We start from the raw sequence: 13699 nt of genomic DNA, 5'->3' as shown, positions 1-13699 counted from the left end.
GGCTAATCAGAGGATGTTCGTACAGGCGGGGGCGTTGGTCACGGTGCCGGCGCTTCCGAAGAACATCTTGGCGAAGTAGGGCGCGGCGGCGATGATGATGCCCCCTATCCCGGCCCCGATCATGAGGGGCAAGGCGTTGCGCCCACCGATGGCGAGGCTGATGCCGCCTATGGCGAACATGAGGATGATGATCCCCAGGCCCACGGGGCCCTTCAGGTAGCCCACGATGGTGCAGATGGCGTTCGCCACGTTGCCGAAGGCCTGGTCCGCCGGGTTCTGGGTGGTCTGGGCCTCCGCCACCCCGAAGAGGGTAAGGCCCACCGCCAGGGCCAGGGCCAGGAACCTGCCGTGCTCCGTGCCGAGGAACCGCTTCACCTTCTCTAGAACCGCCTTCACGCTGAACCTCCTTGCCGCCTACTCTGAGCCGAGCCTCCTGCCTAGGACCTACGAACCCGCCCTCTCGCTCACCCCAGGTTTCCACCCCCTTTCAACCTCACACTACTGCCATTATAGCAAATCCACGCCCTTATGTGGCAACATAGGGGCGTGAGGCTGAACCCAGAGGTGCGCAAGGAGGTGGAGGAGAAGCTCGGCAGGAAGCTCCCCGAGCCGGATGAGCCCGGCTTCTACGCCCTCCTGGAGGAGCTCAGGGGGCAGGACCCGGAGCTGGCCGCCCTCCTGGAGGGGGGGATTGAGTTTGAGCAGGTGAAGCCCCCCGAGGAGGAGGTGAGGCAGGAGGTGAGGAAGCGGGCCTTCCTCCGGGACCTCTACAACCGCCTCCTCAACCGCTACGACGAACTCACCGGGGAGTGGGTGCCCTCGAGGCCCAAGCAGATCATGGTGGGGGTGGGCGGGGTCATGAGCGTCTTCATCCTCATGTGGGCCATGAACAACCTGGGTGGCCCCAAGCGCCCGGCGGCCCAGGCCCAGACCCCTCCCCCGGCCCAGAGCGTGGCCTCTGCGGTCGCTTCCCCATCAGGGGAACACCTCGGGGCCGCCCCCCAGGGAGTGGGAGCCCAGGCGTCCCCCGGAACAGCCACCCCGGGGCCAACCGGGGCCCAGGCCCCCCAGGGCGGGCAGGCCCAGGTTGCTTCCCCGTCAGGGGAAGTCCCCCCTCCGCCCACGCCATCGTCTGCCGGGGAGGTGCCTCCCCCACCCCAGACCATGGGGAGCACGGGAACCTACCCTGTCCAGGCCGGGGCCACCGGTCAGGGAAGCTACCTTGAGGGGCCTTCCCTCACCCTCTACCTCCGCCCCACCGGGGAGGCCCAGGCCGCTTCGCCCTCCATGGTCCTCTACGCCCCCCAGGCCCAGGGGGAGGCCCCGGCCCAGACCTCCCTCTCCGTGCCCCTCAAGGCCCAGGCCCAAGAAGCTTCCGCCGGGCCGGGCCTCGCCGTCTACCAGGGCCAGGCGGGTAGCGCCTCGGGCCAGGTGGCCCCCGTCTCCTCCTTCGTGGCCTACAGGAAGGCCGAGGCGCCCCAGGCGGCCCCCTCCTCTCCCGCCCCGCCCCAGGCCCAGGGGCCCGGTCTTTTCGAGGCCAACCTGCCCGAGGTCTTCGGGCGGGGACAGGCTCCCTCCTCCACGCCTTCCACCCCGGCCACCACGCCTTCCGCCACCACCTCCTCCCCCTACCTCCCCGGCACCCGGCTCTCCGGGAGGCTCGCGGTGAAGCTGGTGGTGCCCGAGGGGCAGGAGGTCCCCGTGGCCCTGGAGACGGAGGACGGGGCCACCTTCCTGGGCAAGGCCAAGCTCTCCCCCACCCGCCGGGTGGAGGTGAACCTGGACCAGGCGGTTCTGGCGGGGAAGGTCTTCCCCGTGCGGGCCGTGGTCCTAGGGGCTGACCTGGCCCAGGGCCTGCCCGCCCAGGTGCGGGAGGAGGCCCCCTCCCTGGTGGCCGACCTGGTGCGGGGGTCCTTGAGGGGCCTCTCCGACTACGTGCGGGCCCGGAGCCAGCAGACCACCGTCACCACCACGCCTTCGGGCACGGTGATTCAGCAGGGCCAGGCCCCGCCCCTGGAGCTCTTCCTGGGGGCGGCGGCGGCGGACCTGTTTTCCGTCCCCGAGGGCACCAGGGCCGTGGTGCGGGTGGCGGAGGTGGGCCAGGGCACGCCCCTCACGGTCCTGGTGCTGGGGGCGGGAGGGCAGTGAGCCCCCTCCACGTGGACCTCGCCTGGTCCGAAGGGCAGGCCAGGCGCTGGGGCCTCCTCCCTCCCCAGGAGGCGGTGCGGGTGGAGGGCTACCTGGGCCTCACCTACTACCGCCTGAGCGAGCCCGTGGTCTTCTACGCCCACCCCAGCGTGGCCCGCTACCCCCTCGCCGCCCTACGCCACCTGGCGGGGGTGGCCGAGCTGAGGCTCCGCCTGGGGGTCCCGCCTGACCCCGGGGCGTGGCGGGTAAGCCTCAAGCCCCGCCACCCCGTGGAGGAGCCCGATGCCGTGTGGTTCACCCCCGAGGGCCCCGTGGCGGTGGAGTACGACGCCGGGGGCTACGCCCGGGCCCGGGTGCGGGCCAAGAGGGAGGCCTTCGCCCGGAGGTTCGTGGGCCAGGTCTGGGGAGCTCCCGTCCCGGAGCGGGTGGCCTACCTGAAGACCCTCCTCCCCGGGGTGAGGGTCCTCGAGGCCCCCTGGACCTAGCGCACCACACGCACCTCCACCCCCGGCACCACCCCGAGCCAGCCACGGTCGGCGGTGAGAACGGGCAGGCCGCGCACCTTCCCGGCGGCCAGGCAGGCCCGGTCCCCCAGGGAAAGGCCCAGGGGCCGGGTCAGGGGGTCCAGGGCGCCCGCCTCCAGGGCCTCCTCCAGGGTGAAGGGCAGGACCTCTAAACCCATGGCGAGAAGCCGCCTCACGATGCGGTCCGGGTCCTTTCCCTTGGCCTTGAGCTTGCCCGCCACCTCGGCCAGGTTCACCGCGCTGATGGCCGCACCCTCCCGGAGGGCTTCCCGCACCGCCTCAAAGCCCGGCTCCCTCTGCAGGTAGGCGAGGAGGGCCGAGGCGTCAAGGAGCTTTCGCGGCCCCTCAGGCATCCCGCTCGGCCTCAAGACGGCGCTCCCTCAGAAGCTCCTCGGCGAGGCTTTCCCGGAGGTCGGCGAGCTCCGCCCAGAGCTCCTCTTCCGCCCGCTCCCAGGGGATGAGGACCAGACGCCCCTCCTCCACCAGGGCCACCAGCCTGGCCCCCGGCCCCAGGCCCAGGGCCTGGCGGAGGGGACGGGGAAGGAGCACCCGGCCCTGGGCGTCCAGGGTGAGCGTGGTGAACTCTGCTTTCTTCACCATATAAGCCATTCTACACCAAAGCTCTCACGACCCCCCACACGAGAGGCCCTTCACGGGCCTTTCGTCGGGGGAAGGGGTGTACCGGGGAGGCGGCCCGATGAAGGTGCAGGCCCCGTACCCCCCGGTGAGCATGCGGATCAGGGGGTAGAAGGCCGCCGTCCTCCCCCCTTGCCCGTTCGGCACCGGGGCGAGGAGCCCGGCGAGGAGGAGGAGGGCCACCAGGCTCCACTTGGCCCGCCGGAGGTCCCCCATCACCACCCGGTAGCCCAGGAGGACCACGGCCAAGAGGACCAGCGCCCACACCAGGACCACAGGTGGGGTGAGGGCGCACACCAGCCGGCTCACGGCACAGAGGACCTCGTTCATATGCCGATGAGGCTCAAAAGGGCCTGGGCGTTCCAGGCGAGGATGCCCCCGAGGAGGGCGGCGATGAGGTAGCCCACCCCCCGCTCCCGCTCCCCGATGGCGATGAGGAAGCCCCCCAGGGCGATGCCCAGGGTGGTGATGGCCAGGATGACCCCCTCGGGGGGCTTCAGGCTCAGGACGAGTTCCCTCATGGCGTTAGCTACTTCCAACCCCCACCTCCCTCACCTCTATCCGGGACCGCTTCACGGTCCCCTCGGGGACCAGGACCACCACCCGGGTGGCGGTGGCCTCGAGGTCGTCCAGGGGTTTGGGCCGTCTTCCCAAGGGCCCACGACTCCCCACCAGGAGGACCCGCTCCCCGTTCCGCTCCAGGACGGCCCTCGCCCCCTCGCGCCTCAGGACGCGGTAGCCCTCCCTCGCCATGGCCTCCGCTTGTCGCCGCACCAGGAGGGCCACCTCCAGGGGCCCGGGCCTGGGAGTGTAGTACCGGGTGAGGCCGAGGAGCACCCGCCCCCGTCCCCCGGGGACCAGGACGGGCCCGAGCCGGGTCATCACCGGCTTCAGCGCCCGCCGCCTCAGGGCCTCCGCCACCAGGGCCTCCCCGTAGCGCTCCAGGGCCTCCTTCAGGGTGAAGGGGCCCTCCAGCCAGGGAGCGAGGAGGTCCAAGGCCTACCTCCCTTCCGTCTGGACCTCGATGGTCTTGCCCAGAAGCCGCCTCTCCAGAAGGAAGCTCCGCCCCGGCCCGAGCTCCACCCCTCGCCACCTGAGGAGGAGTTCCCCGGGCTTCGCCCCCTGCACCACGATGACCCCGCTCTGCCCCTCCCCAGGGCCGAGCACCGCCTTCAGGGGGTCCCGGCGCACCTCAAACCGGAGGGGCTTTCCCTCCTGAAGCACCTGGAGGTCGTTGAGGGCGAAGCTCACCGGGTTTCTCCCCCGGTTCTCCAGGGTGAAGAAGACGCTCACCTTCCCTCCCTCTCCGGAAGGAGCCTCCACGGTGGTGGTGAAGGCCACCTGGGGCTCCGGGGGCGAGGCCTGCACCCCCTGGGCGGGGCGGGAAGGAGCGGGAGACTGGGGAGCGGGGAGGGCCGGGGCCTCCCGGAAGCCTGTGGAACCCACCCCCACGGGAGCGTAGGTGCCCCCCTGGGTCCTCTTGAGCAGGACCTGGTAGCGCCTCGGGTACTCCCCCGGCCCGATGCGCACGGTGAAGAGGAGGGTCCGCCCCCCCACCTCCACCACCAGGTCGGTCATCCCGCTCTTCACGGGCACGGCCCCCGCCTGGGTGCCCATCATCCCCGTGGAGAGGAGGAGCCTGCTCCCGCCCCCCTCGAGGCGAAGGAGCTCCCGCTTGGCGGAGAATGCCGCGTCCACCGTGTCCCAGAAGTCTATGACCGTGGTGAAGCCGGGGCTCACCTCCAGAAGACCCGGAGTCTTCACCAGGTCCTCCGCGTAGTAGGTCTTGAGCACCACCTGGGCCTGGGCCGGAAAGGCCATCGTGAGGGCAAGCAACACGGTAGGCAACCGCATACCCTCATGTTGCCACATTCTGCACTTCTAAGCAAGTTTTTGTTGCTAGTCCTCCCCCAAGTACCTCCCCAGGAGGGCCAGGAGGCCCAGGGCGGCCAGGGCGAGCCCCAGGGGCACGGCGTAGAGGAAGGCCAGGGGGGCGAAGAGGGCGGCGGGCCCCAGGGCGTCCCCCACCGCCTGGGCGTAGAGGCGGGCGGGGCGTCCCAAGGGGAGGGGCCAAAGGCCCGCCGCCACCCCGTAGAGGGCGGGGAGGAGGGCCCACGCCAGGCCCCCCGCCAGGGAGGGGAGGACTCCGTGGACCGCTCCCCCCAGGAGGACCACCAGGGCCAGGCCGAAGAGGAGCCCCTTGAAGGCGCCCACGTACTCCCGGGCAAGCCCCCCGCGCTTCAGGAGGCGGTCCTGCACCAGGAGGAGGTTGAGAGCGGGGAAGAGGGCCAGGGCCCCGGGAATGGCCCCCACCAGGGCGGGGTAGAGGACGAGGGGAAGGGAGGCGGCGAGGAGGAGAAGGGACACCAGGGGAAGCCGCCTCTCCCCTTCAGGAAAGGGGAAGGGCTCCCGCTCCCGGGTGAGGACCCTCCCCCTGGGAGGGGCGGGCCGATTTCCCTCCCGGTCGGCGGGGCTACCTTGCGGGGCCACCTCGGGAGGCGCCTCCCCGTCCTGGGGTGGCGAGGGAGGGCCTGTCGGGGTTCTCTCCCCAGGAGCCACCTCCTGGGGGCGGGGAGAGGAGGGCCGCCCCGGCTCGAGGAGGCGCACCTCCGGCCTCTCCCCTTCCCCCTTGAGGAAGGCGACGATCCGGTCCACGTCCGCCGGGGAGAGGACGCGGGGAAGGGCCTGGAGGTGTTCCTCCAGGGAGGCCACGTGGAGGACCCCCCCGTGGTACCCCCGCCGGTAGCTCCCCACCACCAGGGGCACCACGGGAAGGGCGAGGAGGGCGTAGGCCTCCCGGCCCAGGGCCTCGGCCTTCTTCGCCTCTTCCGCCAGGGCGAAGACGCCCGCCTCCGAGACCAGGAGGTGGCCTTCCTTGAAGGGGACCAGGTGAGCGTTCACGGACTCCATGCTACACCTTTTTCCAGGAAAGCCTCGGCTACCCGGGCCAGGACCTCCTTCCTGAGGGCTTCCCGCCCCTTGGCCTCGGCCACCTCGCACGCGTCGGCGTCCTCGAGGGGGGTGAGCAGGTAGCCCCCAAGCTCCGCCTGCCACCTCTCCGCCGCCTTCCTCCCGGCCTCGTCCCCGTCCAGGAGGAGGAAGGTGGGCCTGCCGTCCGGCTCGGGGAGGGTGCCGTTCACCCCGGCCACCCCCACCACGTCCAGGAGGTCCCCCACGGCGAGGTAGAGGGCCACGGCGTTGAGCTCCCCCTCCACCACCAGGACCCCCGCCCGCTTCCCGTAGCCCGGGCCGTACCAGGGCGGCGTGCCGCACCCCCGGGTGAGGTAGCGGTAGCGCTGGCCCTCCCTGGGCCTCAGGTGCCGCACCTTCACCGCCACCAGCCTCCCCCCGGGGTCGTGGATGGGGAGGTAGAGGTCCCCCTCGGGGGAAAGCCCCATCCCGAGGAGGAGCGCTTCCTTTAGGGTGAGGCCCCGCCCCCTCAGGACCTCGGGAAGCTCCTTCGCCTCCCGGAGGCGGGCCTGGGCCTCGGAAAGGGCGGCCCCCAGGTCCACCGGGGGCTTGGGCTTCTCCTTCCCGCGCCGGAGCCGCTTCGGGAGCTCGGGGAGGGGCCTCTCCCCAAGAAGGATGGCCACCGCCTCCTCCTTGGAGAAGCCCGCGGCCAGGAGCAGGTGGTAGGCGTTGCCGCTCTCCCCGGTGGCGTGGTCCCGGAAGAACCACACTCCCCCGGCCTTGAAGAGGGAGAGGGAGGGCTTCCTGTCCCCCCGCCAGACCGCCCGGTAAAGCCCGGGCCTGCCGGGCCTGGCCCCCCCCGACTCTGGGAAGAGCCGGGCCACGAGCTCCGGCAGGTCCACCGTGTTCGATCGCCTGGGTGAGTGGGTCCACGCCCCTTCCCGTGGGGCCGCTAGGCCCCCGGGCCCTTAGAGCACCTCCTCGGGTTCCAAGAAGGCCTCCAGCACCACCCCCGCCCCGTCCAGGTCCAGTCTCGCCCAAACCAGGGGGATCTCCTCCTGGAGGAAGAAGACCTCCGCCGCCACCTCCCCCTTGGGCCGCCTGAAGGTCCGAGCATAGCCCAGGGTCTCCAGCTGCAGCCGCTCCTCGGGGAGCAGGCTGGCCATAGACACCACGCTGGCCTCGCCATGGGCCAGCCTGCGGAAGGAGCCCTCGGGAAGGCGCAAAAGCCCCTCGAGGGCGCTTTCGCGTAGAACCACCACCAACCGCTCCCGCGAGGGGAGCAACCGCAACAGCCGGAACCCTGACCTCCCTTCCTCTTCAACCCGAACGCGGAAAAGGGCTTCAGTGCTCATAGCTCCACCTCAAAAGAAGCCGCATCGCCTCGAGGGCCTCCCTTCCCCTCAGGAGGAAGCGAAACACTCCCTGGACCTCCACCTCCGAGGCGGGCAAGCGTAGGGTGGGATAGGCGGGGTTGTGGGGTTTGAGGACCACCATGTCCCCTTCGGGGTAGATGTACTTGAGCGTGGTCTTCCCCTCGTGAAGCACGGCGGCAATCTCCCCTCGCCTCGGCCTTACTCCCCGCTCCACCACCACCACGTCCCCATCCAGGAGGTACTCCGCCATGCTGTCCCCTTCCACCACGAGGGCGAAAAGGTTAGGGCGTGCGGGCAGGGGGATGAGGCCCTCCACCTCCTCCAGAGCCTCCTCCAGGGGCCCCGCAGGAACCCTTCCCACCACCGGAATGGCGAGGCCCGCAAGCAGCCTCCCCTCCGGTGTGAGCTCCACGTGGGTGGGGCGGCCGTGCCCTTGGGGATAGAGGACCACCAGGCCCTTCCGGGCCAGGGCCTCCAGGTGCTGGCGCACGGTCTGCGGCCGCAAGCCCAAGGCCCGGGTTAGGTCGTGGGCCGTGGGGGAAAGGCCCTGGCGCAGGAGCCGCGCCACTTCTAAAAAGACCCGCTTTTGCCCAGCCGGCAAAGGGGGTGCCATAGGTCCTCCTCTACCTGTTTTATAACAGTACCCCGAGGGATGCAAGCCCTCCACCCAAGGTTCTTCGGTCAGCGGGCAAAACGGCGTAGGGCACTCCAATCTCCGCGAGGAGGAGCGTACGAAGGCATGTGCTGACCGACTACAAAATCTAGGCGCGCGGAGCGGCTCCTGAGTATACTGAGGGGCGCATGGTCCTGACCGAGCGGATCCCCCTGGTGGCGGACGAGGCCGGAGGCCTCCGGGTAGAGGGCACCCGGGTCTACCTGGAAGACCTCCTGGACGCCTACGAGGGGGGGCTCTCCCCCGAGGAGATGGTCCTGGCCTACCCCAGCCTAAGCCTTGCGGACGTGTACGCCGTCCTCGCCTGGGCTCTGCGCCACCCGGAGGAGGTGGCCGCCTATCGGGAGAGGGCGAAGAGGGCGGCTCAGGAGGCGGAGGAGCGGGCCCGAGTCCACTTCCCCAAGGCCCTTCTCGCCCGGCTGGGTAGGGCGTGAGGCTCCTTTTGGACGAGAACGTGGAAAAGGCCCTCTTCCTGGGCCTGAAGCGGCGCCATCCCGGGCTAGACGTGGTGCGGGTAGTAGACGTGGGCCTTGGGGGGAGATCAGACGCTGAGGTCCTGGAGTGGGCCGCCCGGGAAGGACGGGTACTGGTGTCTAGGGACCACGCCACCCTGAGCGCCGAGGCCGCGCGGCGCATAGAGGAGGGCAGGCCCATGTCTGGGCTCATCCTCTTGCGCCGGGGGGTCGGCGTGGGCCGGATCTTGGAGGATCTGGAGCTCCTTCTGACCGCCGCGCGACCTGGGGAGCTGGAGAACGCCATCCTGTACCTGCCCTTCTAGGGTTGGCCTTCGCATTTCCTTCAAGGAGGTCCACCGGCTCCTTTTGGGCTCCTCGGTCACAAGCCAGGAGCTTGAAGGTCTCCGGCTTCTGGGGGACTCTACCTGCTGAGGCGCCTACCCCCCTGGTCGTGTAAGGATTTATGAGTGTATCCAAGCGGACGGTGTATAACTGGGTGTCCAGCCTACAGGACAAGCTGGGCTTGGAGAACCGAGTGGAGCTCGCGCTGTACTACCTGGGCTTGCTCCCCCACTGCCGTGGGTGGCGTGGGATGTGAGTTTTTACTGGCTTGGATGTGAGCTTTTCTCTTGAATCCAAAATCCCGTGGCTCTATTTTAAAGGCGACCCCCAAGAGTTGGGGCGGAAAGAGGAGGGAGGTTGTGTATGGCAGTTGCAAGCCTCAACCCTTTTGATCTGGCTAGTCTAGACATCAGGACCAGTGCCGCAATGGATGCAGGTACGGTGAGCCCGCAAAGTACTTTGGTCTGCGCAACCATCGTCATTAGTTTTCGCAGCAACTTGTGCTGCGTTGTCACCATCACCCTGCTGGCCTGTCCCCGAACTGAGGAACTGCCGGCTTGAGCGCCGCTTTCGGGCCTCAGCGGTCGTTGGGGCCCCTTTTTTTTCTCAAAGCAGCTTATGAACGCGACGAGGGGTAACCCCTACTTTTTGGAGGCTAAATACGACCTACTCCAGCAGCTGCGGATCCCCGGGCAGTTCATCGGCACCCCGCTTGGCGGTGTAGGTGCTTATGGGCTGCTCCTCCTAATGGGCCGCGACCTCGGCGGCCTCGGCGAGGAATTCCTCGTCCGCTTCGCCGCCTTAGGGGTCATGAACGTAGGGCTGCTCGCGATAGGGCTAGGGGCAGCCTCGGAGCGCGCCTACGGCTGGATCCGCCTGCGCCAGGTAGCGCCCATGCCGCCCCTGGCTTATTTCCTGGGGAAGGTTTCCACAGGGGCGGTTATGGCCGCCCTGACCGCCTTGGGTGTGCTCCTGGTGGAGCTGGTCTTCGGGGCGGTTTCCTGGCCCTACTACGCCTGGGTTTCGCTGACGCTGGCCCTGGTGCTGGGCAGTCTGCCCTTCACCGCCTTGGGCCTGGCCGCGGCCTACCTCGTGCGGCCGAACTCGGCTCAGCCGCTTATCGTCTATACCGCGGCATTCGTCCTTTTCCCGGTGTTCATGCCTTTGCTTCGCCTCCCAGAGTGGATCCAGACCATCTTCTCGTACCTTCCGAGCGCCCTCTTCATTGATTTAGCGCTTGGTGCGGTAGGCCTGGCCTCGCCCTCGCTTCCTTCTTTCGTGCTGCTCGCCGCGTATACCATAGCCTTCCTGCTGCTGGCCGCGTGGCTTTTTGGCCGCGACGAGGGCAGCACCTTCGGATGATCTGGGGGTGCACGGTGCAAGGGGCTATGGTGCGCGTCCCGCTGTTCCCCGTCGAGTGGTATCTTCAGGCGCTATCTGCACCAGACGGGCTCGCCGACTATCTTTTGGAAATCCTGCGCGAACCGGCTTTCATGGAGGCGTTGTGGCTGGCGAGCCCAAGCCTGGCACGCGAGGCCGAGCGTTGGCGAGACGGAGAGAAAGCGCCGGGTACAAGTCAGCTGTTAGGGCTGTTGCGGTACCTCATTCGGGCCACCACGCGACCCACCCCGTTTGGTCTATTCGCTGGAGTGGCATTTGTACCGATTGAGGAGCAGACACGGCTGCGGTTGGCTGGCCTCGGCAGCCATCAGAAGCGGGCTCGATTGGACTATGGCCAGGCGCTCGCCTTTGTGCAGTCCCTCGAGCGCGATCCGGCGTTGCGCTCTGAACTCTACGTTTACGCCAATCCAGCACTGTTGCGCTGGTACAGCCGGATTCGCGTTACCTGCCGGGATGGCTACGGTCGGGGCCAGGATCCAGGACAGGCTTGGATACGCCTTACCGATCCGGTGCAAGTAATCCTCGAATACGCTGCTCGGCCAGTCCAGTATGGCGACTTAATCCGCCGGCTGCAAGAGCGCTACCCACAGAGTTCAGAAGTCGATATCGACCTCTTCCTGCTCAAACTGCTGGACGAAAGCGTGCTCCTGAGCACCTTGCGACCTCCCCTCACCGAGATGGAACCTCATTCGTACCTTGCGCGCATGATCCCGCCAACCTCCCCACCCAGCGAGACGACTGAAAGGGTGCTACAAGCTTCGAGGCTTATTCAAGAAATCAATGCGACGAAGATTGGGGAAGGCACCAAGCTCCTCAAAGCCCTTTACGAAGAATTTGGCTTGCAGCAAGCGGCCGGGGTTGCTCTGGTGTTGCTGGCCGCGTCAGGGATGTTGGGGGAAGCCTGGGACGCGGTTTTCTTGTTGGCGTAGAGGGCATGATGAGAGATAGCATCCTGTTCTTCCAAGAGGTCAGCAAGGCTTACGGCAGCGTGCGGGCGCTTGAAGGGGTGAGCCTGACGCTTGCCCCGGGGGAAAAGGTGGCGCTCCTGGGGCCAAATGGGTCAGGAAAGACCACTTTGGTGCACTTGTCCGTGGGACTCCTACGCCCGGACACAGGCCGGGTGGAGCTGTTCGGTGAGAGCCCTAAATCGCTCAGGGCCCGCCGCCGGTTAGGGGTCATGTTGCAGTCGGCCGCCATCCCCCCGACCCTGCGGGTGCGCGAGGCGGTGGAGCTCTTCCGGAGCTACTACCCCGACCCGCTCCCTTTGGCCGAAACGCTCCACCTGGCGGGGCTAGAGGGCCTCGAGGATCGTTGGTATGGTCGTCTCTCCGGAGGGCAGCAGCGGCGGGTGCAGTTTGCCCTAGCCATCTGCGGCAATCCAGAGCTCCTTGTGCTTGACGAGCCCACCGTAGGCTTAGATCCAGATTACCGGCGGGCTTTCTGGAAATCCCTATACGAATGGGCTCAGGGGAAGACCCTGTTCTTCACCACCCACTACCTAGATGAGGCCGACCGCTGGGCGGAGCGGGTCGTCGTGCTCCACAAAGGGCGGGTGCGGGCCGATGGGCCGGTGAAGTGGGTAAAATCGCAGTTAGGGGGCAAGGTTATCCGCTTTCGCAGCCACATCGGCTCTAAAGCCTTTGAAAGCCTGCCCGGTGTGCTCCAGGCTTCCGCAGTGGGGGATTATGTTGAGCTGGCTACCGAGCGGCCCGAGTCGGTCATTCCCCAGATCCTAGCCGTTGATCCCAACCTGAGCGACTTGGAGGTGCGTGAACCAGCCCTAGAAGAGGTGTTTCACGAGCTGATCCGAGAGCAGGCTTAGCTCCCTCTTTTGCCCTATGACCAGGCTCATCTGGAGCGCGCTCCGCATATGCACCCCCTAGACTCCACATTCCGCACCTTCCTCCTGCGCCTGGACCCCAGGCTCTACGCCGTCCTGGAGAAGTGTGCGCAGGACGAGCTTCGGAGCGTCAATGCCCAGATAGAATACCTCCTAAAGGAGGCGGCCCGGCGGGCGGGCCGGTGGAAGAAAGAGGAGGGTCGTGTCAAGAGTTATGATACTGTCTTGAACGTCAAGCCACCCCCTGGGCCCACCGACCGGCGTAGTACTCCCTGAGCCTCCCCATCATCCGCCTGAGGAGCTTGTGGGCCACAGCCACCAAGGCCTGCTTCTTCCTCTTTCCCCGCGAGAGCAGGCGGTGGTAGAAGGCCCGCATCTCCGGGTCGTGCCGCACCGCCACCAGGGCCCCCATGTAAAGCTTCCGCCGCAAGAGAGGAGGCCCTTTCCTGGAGAGCCGGCTCCTCTCCACGCTCTTCCCCGACTCCTCCCGCTCGGGAATGAGCCCCGCGTAGGAGGCCGCCGCCTTCGCCCGGCCCCAGAGCTCCGGGGGCAGGAGGGCCAGCACCGCCGCCGCCACCTGGGGCCCCACCCCGGGCAGGCCCATCAGCACCTCCGCCTCAGGGAGGGTGGCCAGGAGGGCCTGGACCCTGGCCTCCACCTCCCCAAGGAGCCCCCTCACGCAGGCCAGCTCCCTCTGGAGGAGGGCGAGGACCCCCTCACTCCCCGCCCACTCCACCGCCTCCATCTGGTTCAGGATGGCCCGCTCCCGCCCGGCTAAGTCCTCCCGGTAGCCCACCAGGGCCCTGAGCTCCCGGAGGGCTTCTGGGGGGAGGGTGTAGGCCCGGAGCTCGGCGTGGTAGACCTGGGCGTAGCGGGCGAGGAGGAGGGCGTCGTGGCCGTCCGTCTTGTTGCGTTCTCCCTTAGCCTTGCGGAAGGCGGCCAGGTGATAGGGGTTGACCAGGGCCACCTGGAAGCCCTTCTCCACCAGGAGCTTGAGGAGGGGGAAGTGGTAGGCGCCCGTGGGCTCCAGGGCCACCCAGGCGGGGCGGTGGTGGGCGAGGGCGGCGAGGAGGGCTTGGCGGCCTTCAGGGGTGTTGGGGAAGCGGAGGCGGGTGGGCTTGGCGGTGCCGGAGGCCAGGGCCAGGTCCAGGTGGGGCTTGCTGACGTCAATGCCTGCGCAGAGCATGGTCTTTCTCCTTTGGGTAGACTGAGGGAGGTGGCCACCCGACCCTGTGGGCCTTCCATGTGGATGCGGTCTTTCACGACCGGGATACTGTGCGGCGGGGAGGCCGGGGCGGGTGGCTACCGATCAAAACTGCGGGCGTGGGGGCCCGAGTGTAAGGGCGGTAGGGCCTCCCTCAGGAGGCAAGATACATGTGTAAGAGTCTGTGTAC

The 13699-nt window shown here is 68.2% G+C and carries 21 protein-coding genes; 9 read left to right on the top strand and 12 right to left on the bottom strand.

The genetic code is table 11. The features are described from left to right. Positions 1–6: 6 nt before the first annotated feature. Entirely contained in the window at positions 7–396 is a 390-nt protein-coding gene (locus tag ACZ5RK_RS12805) for a TrbC/VirB2 family protein (protein ID WP_464910333.1), read from the bottom strand. 150 nt (positions 397–546) lie between these two features. Here ACZ5RK_RS12805 and ACZ5RK_RS12800 point away from each other — a divergent pair, with 150 nt between their 5' ends. Together ACZ5RK_RS12800 and ACZ5RK_RS12795 are read left to right on the top strand one after the other, a co-directional pair. Then, entirely contained in the window at positions 547–2148 is a 1602-nt protein-coding gene (locus ACZ5RK_RS12800; RefSeq protein WP_464910332.1) for a hypothetical protein, read from the top strand. After that, a complete protein-coding gene (locus ACZ5RK_RS12795) occupies positions 2145–2633 on the top strand; it encodes a hypothetical protein (RefSeq protein ID WP_464910331.1) in 489 nt (162 codons plus the stop codon). The genes ACZ5RK_RS12800 and ACZ5RK_RS12795 overlap by 4 nt, the downstream gene beginning before the upstream one ends. Here the strand turns inward: ACZ5RK_RS12795 and ACZ5RK_RS12790 are convergent. The 10 genes from ACZ5RK_RS12790 to ACZ5RK_RS12745 all read right to left on the bottom strand — a co-directional run bounded on the left by ACZ5RK_RS12790 (position 2630) and on the right by ACZ5RK_RS12745 (position 8207). Beyond that, positions 2630–3025 carry a type II toxin-antitoxin system VapC family toxin gene (locus ACZ5RK_RS12790; protein ID WP_464910330.1) on the bottom strand — a complete coding sequence of 132 codons (396 nt, stop codon included), beginning with the start codon at positions 3023–3025 and terminating at the stop codon, positions 2630–2632. The two genes, ACZ5RK_RS12795 and ACZ5RK_RS12790, sit on opposite strands and share 4 nt — an antisense overlap. Then, positions 3018–3272 (bottom strand): AbrB/MazE/SpoVT family DNA-binding domain-containing protein, encoded by a 255-nt coding sequence (locus tag ACZ5RK_RS12785; protein WP_464910329.1) that lies wholly within the window; start codon positions 3270–3272, stop codon positions 3018–3020. The genes ACZ5RK_RS12790 and ACZ5RK_RS12785 overlap by 8 nt, the downstream gene beginning before the upstream one ends. Positions 3273–3296: 24 nt before the next feature. After that, a complete protein-coding gene (locus ACZ5RK_RS12780; protein WP_054647569.1) occupies positions 3297–3638 on the bottom strand; it encodes a hypothetical protein in 342 nt (113 codons plus the stop codon). Further along, positions 3635–3829 (bottom strand): hypothetical protein, encoded by a 195-nt coding sequence (locus tag ACZ5RK_RS12775; protein WP_054647568.1) that lies wholly within the window; start codon positions 3827–3829, stop codon positions 3635–3637. Before ACZ5RK_RS12775 ends, ACZ5RK_RS12780 begins: the two co-directional genes overlap by 4 nt. A gap of 4 nt (positions 3830–3833) precedes the next feature. Next, positions 3834–4304, bottom strand: a complete 471-nt coding sequence (locus ACZ5RK_RS12770; RefSeq protein WP_464910328.1) for a hypothetical protein — start codon at positions 4302–4304, stop codon at positions 3834–3836. Between the two features lie 3 nt (positions 4305–4307). After that, the gene (locus ACZ5RK_RS12765) at positions 4308–5162 is read right to left on the bottom strand and encodes a hypothetical protein (RefSeq protein WP_054647567.1); all 855 of its coding nucleotides are present in this window, start codon (positions 5160–5162) and stop codon (positions 4308–4310) included. A gap of 45 nt (positions 5163–5207) precedes the next feature. Then, positions 5208–6218, bottom strand: coding sequence for a hypothetical protein (locus ACZ5RK_RS12760; RefSeq protein WP_464910327.1), 1011 nt, complete (start codon positions 6216–6218; stop codon positions 5208–5210). Further along, entirely contained in the window at positions 6206–7120 is a 915-nt protein-coding gene (locus tag ACZ5RK_RS12755; protein ID WP_464910326.1) for a toprim domain-containing protein, read from the bottom strand. Before ACZ5RK_RS12755 ends, ACZ5RK_RS12760 begins: the two co-directional genes overlap by 13 nt. 66 nt (positions 7121–7186) lie before the next feature. Continuing rightward, entirely contained in the window at positions 7187–7480 is a 294-nt protein-coding gene (locus tag ACZ5RK_RS12750) for a hypothetical protein (protein ID WP_172596982.1), read from the bottom strand. Between the two features lie 82 nt (positions 7481–7562). Continuing rightward, the gene (locus ACZ5RK_RS12745; protein ID WP_014677643.1) at positions 7563–8207 is read right to left on the bottom strand and encodes a LexA family protein; all 645 of its coding nucleotides are present in this window, start codon (positions 8205–8207) and stop codon (positions 7563–7565) included. Positions 8208–8395: 188 nt separating this feature from the next. On the opposite strand from ACZ5RK_RS12745, the gene ACZ5RK_RS12740 reads away from it, so the two are divergent. From ACZ5RK_RS12740 to ACZ5RK_RS12710, 7 genes are all read left to right on the top strand, one after another. Beyond that, complete coding sequence (locus tag ACZ5RK_RS12740; protein WP_014511052.1) at positions 8396–8701, top strand: DUF433 domain-containing protein; 306 nt, start codon at positions 8396–8398, stop codon at positions 8699–8701. After that, a complete protein-coding gene (locus tag ACZ5RK_RS12735; RefSeq protein WP_126207015.1) occupies positions 8698–9045 on the top strand; it encodes a DUF5615 family PIN-like protein in 348 nt (115 codons plus the stop codon). The genes ACZ5RK_RS12740 and ACZ5RK_RS12735 overlap by 4 nt, the downstream gene beginning before the upstream one ends. A 140-nt stretch (positions 9046–9185) precedes the next feature. Further along, the gene (locus ACZ5RK_RS12730) at positions 9186–9320 is read left to right on the top strand and encodes a LuxR C-terminal-related transcriptional regulator (protein ID WP_464910325.1); all 135 of its coding nucleotides are present in this window, start codon (positions 9186–9188) and stop codon (positions 9318–9320) included. Between the two features lie 362 nt (positions 9321–9682). After that, positions 9683–10426, top strand: coding sequence for an ABC transporter permease (locus ACZ5RK_RS12725; RefSeq protein WP_054647482.1), 744 nt, complete (start codon positions 9683–9685; stop codon positions 10424–10426). Positions 10427–10452: 26 nt separating this feature from the next. Beyond that, complete coding sequence (locus tag ACZ5RK_RS12720; protein WP_464910324.1) at positions 10453–11394, top strand: lantibiotic dehydratase; 942 nt, start codon at positions 10453–10455, stop codon at positions 11392–11394. An 8-nt stretch (positions 11395–11402) separates the two neighbouring features. Beyond that, a complete protein-coding gene (locus ACZ5RK_RS12715) occupies positions 11403–12287 on the top strand; it encodes an ABC transporter ATP-binding protein (RefSeq protein ID WP_206201751.1) in 885 nt (294 codons plus the stop codon). Positions 12288–12335: 48 nt separating this feature from the next. Further along, positions 12336–12581 carry a type II toxin-antitoxin system antitoxin gene (locus tag ACZ5RK_RS12710; protein WP_464910323.1) on the top strand — a complete coding sequence of 82 codons (246 nt, stop codon included), beginning with the start codon at positions 12336–12338 and terminating at the stop codon, positions 12579–12581. Here ACZ5RK_RS12710 and ACZ5RK_RS12705 read toward each other — a convergent pair. Continuing rightward, the gene (locus tag ACZ5RK_RS12705; RefSeq protein WP_464910266.1) at positions 12538–13491 is read right to left on the bottom strand and encodes an IS110 family RNA-guided transposase; all 954 of its coding nucleotides are present in this window, start codon (positions 13489–13491) and stop codon (positions 12538–12540) included. The two genes, ACZ5RK_RS12710 and ACZ5RK_RS12705, sit on opposite strands and share 44 nt — an antisense overlap. Positions 13492–13699 lie beyond the last annotated feature (208 nt).

It is taken from the genome of Thermus kawarayensis JCM 12314, assembly GCF_055393575.1.
The sequence above is the reverse complement of the archived record's forward strand: the minus strand, read 5'-3'. Positions and strand labels throughout refer to the sequence as shown.

Coding starts and splice junctions, on each gene's coding strand:
- ACZ5RK_RS12780 (WP_054647569.1), bottom strand. CDS start 3,638: ATGAACGAGGTCCTCTGTGCCGTGAGCCGGCTGGTGTGCGCCCTCACC.
- ACZ5RK_RS12710 (WP_464910323.1), top strand. CDS start 12,336: ATGCACCCCCTAGACTCCACATTCCGCACCTTCCTCCTGCGCCTGGAC.
- ACZ5RK_RS12785 (WP_464910329.1), bottom strand. CDS start 3,272: ATGGTGAAGAAAGCAGAGTTCACCACGCTCACCCTGGACGCCCAGGGC.
- ACZ5RK_RS12775 (WP_054647568.1), bottom strand. CDS start 3,829: ATGAGGGAACTCGTCCTGAGCCTGAAGCCCCCCGAGGGGGTCATCCTG.
- ACZ5RK_RS12745 (WP_014677643.1), bottom strand. CDS start 8,207: ATGGCACCCCCTTTGCCGGCTGGGCAAAAGCGGGTCTTTTTAGAAGTG.
- ACZ5RK_RS12730 (WP_464910325.1), top strand. CDS start 9,186: ATGAGTGTATCCAAGCGGACGGTGTATAACTGGGTGTCCAGCCTACAG.
- ACZ5RK_RS12740 (WP_014511052.1), top strand. CDS start 8,396: ATGGTCCTGACCGAGCGGATCCCCCTGGTGGCGGACGAGGCCGGAGGC.
- ACZ5RK_RS12715 (WP_206201751.1), top strand. CDS start 11,403: ATGAGAGATAGCATCCTGTTCTTCCAAGAGGTCAGCAAGGCTTACGGC.
- ACZ5RK_RS12790 (WP_464910330.1), bottom strand. CDS start 3,025: ATGCCTGAGGGGCCGCGAAAGCTCCTTGACGCCTCGGCCCTCCTCGCC.
- ACZ5RK_RS12765 (WP_054647567.1), bottom strand. CDS start 5,162: ATGCGGTTGCCTACCGTGTTGCTTGCCCTCACGATGGCCTTTCCGGCC.
- ACZ5RK_RS12760 (WP_464910327.1), bottom strand. CDS start 6,218: ATGGAGTCCGTGAACGCTCACCTGGTCCCCTTCAAGGAAGGCCACCTC.
- ACZ5RK_RS12725 (WP_054647482.1), top strand. CDS start 9,683: ATGAACGCGACGAGGGGTAACCCCTACTTTTTGGAGGCTAAATACGAC.
- ACZ5RK_RS12705 (WP_464910266.1), bottom strand. CDS start 13,491: ATGCTCTGCGCAGGCATTGACGTCAGCAAGCCCCACCTGGACCTGGCC.
- ACZ5RK_RS12720 (WP_464910324.1), top strand. CDS start 10,453: ATGGTGCGCGTCCCGCTGTTCCCCGTCGAGTGGTATCTTCAGGCGCTA.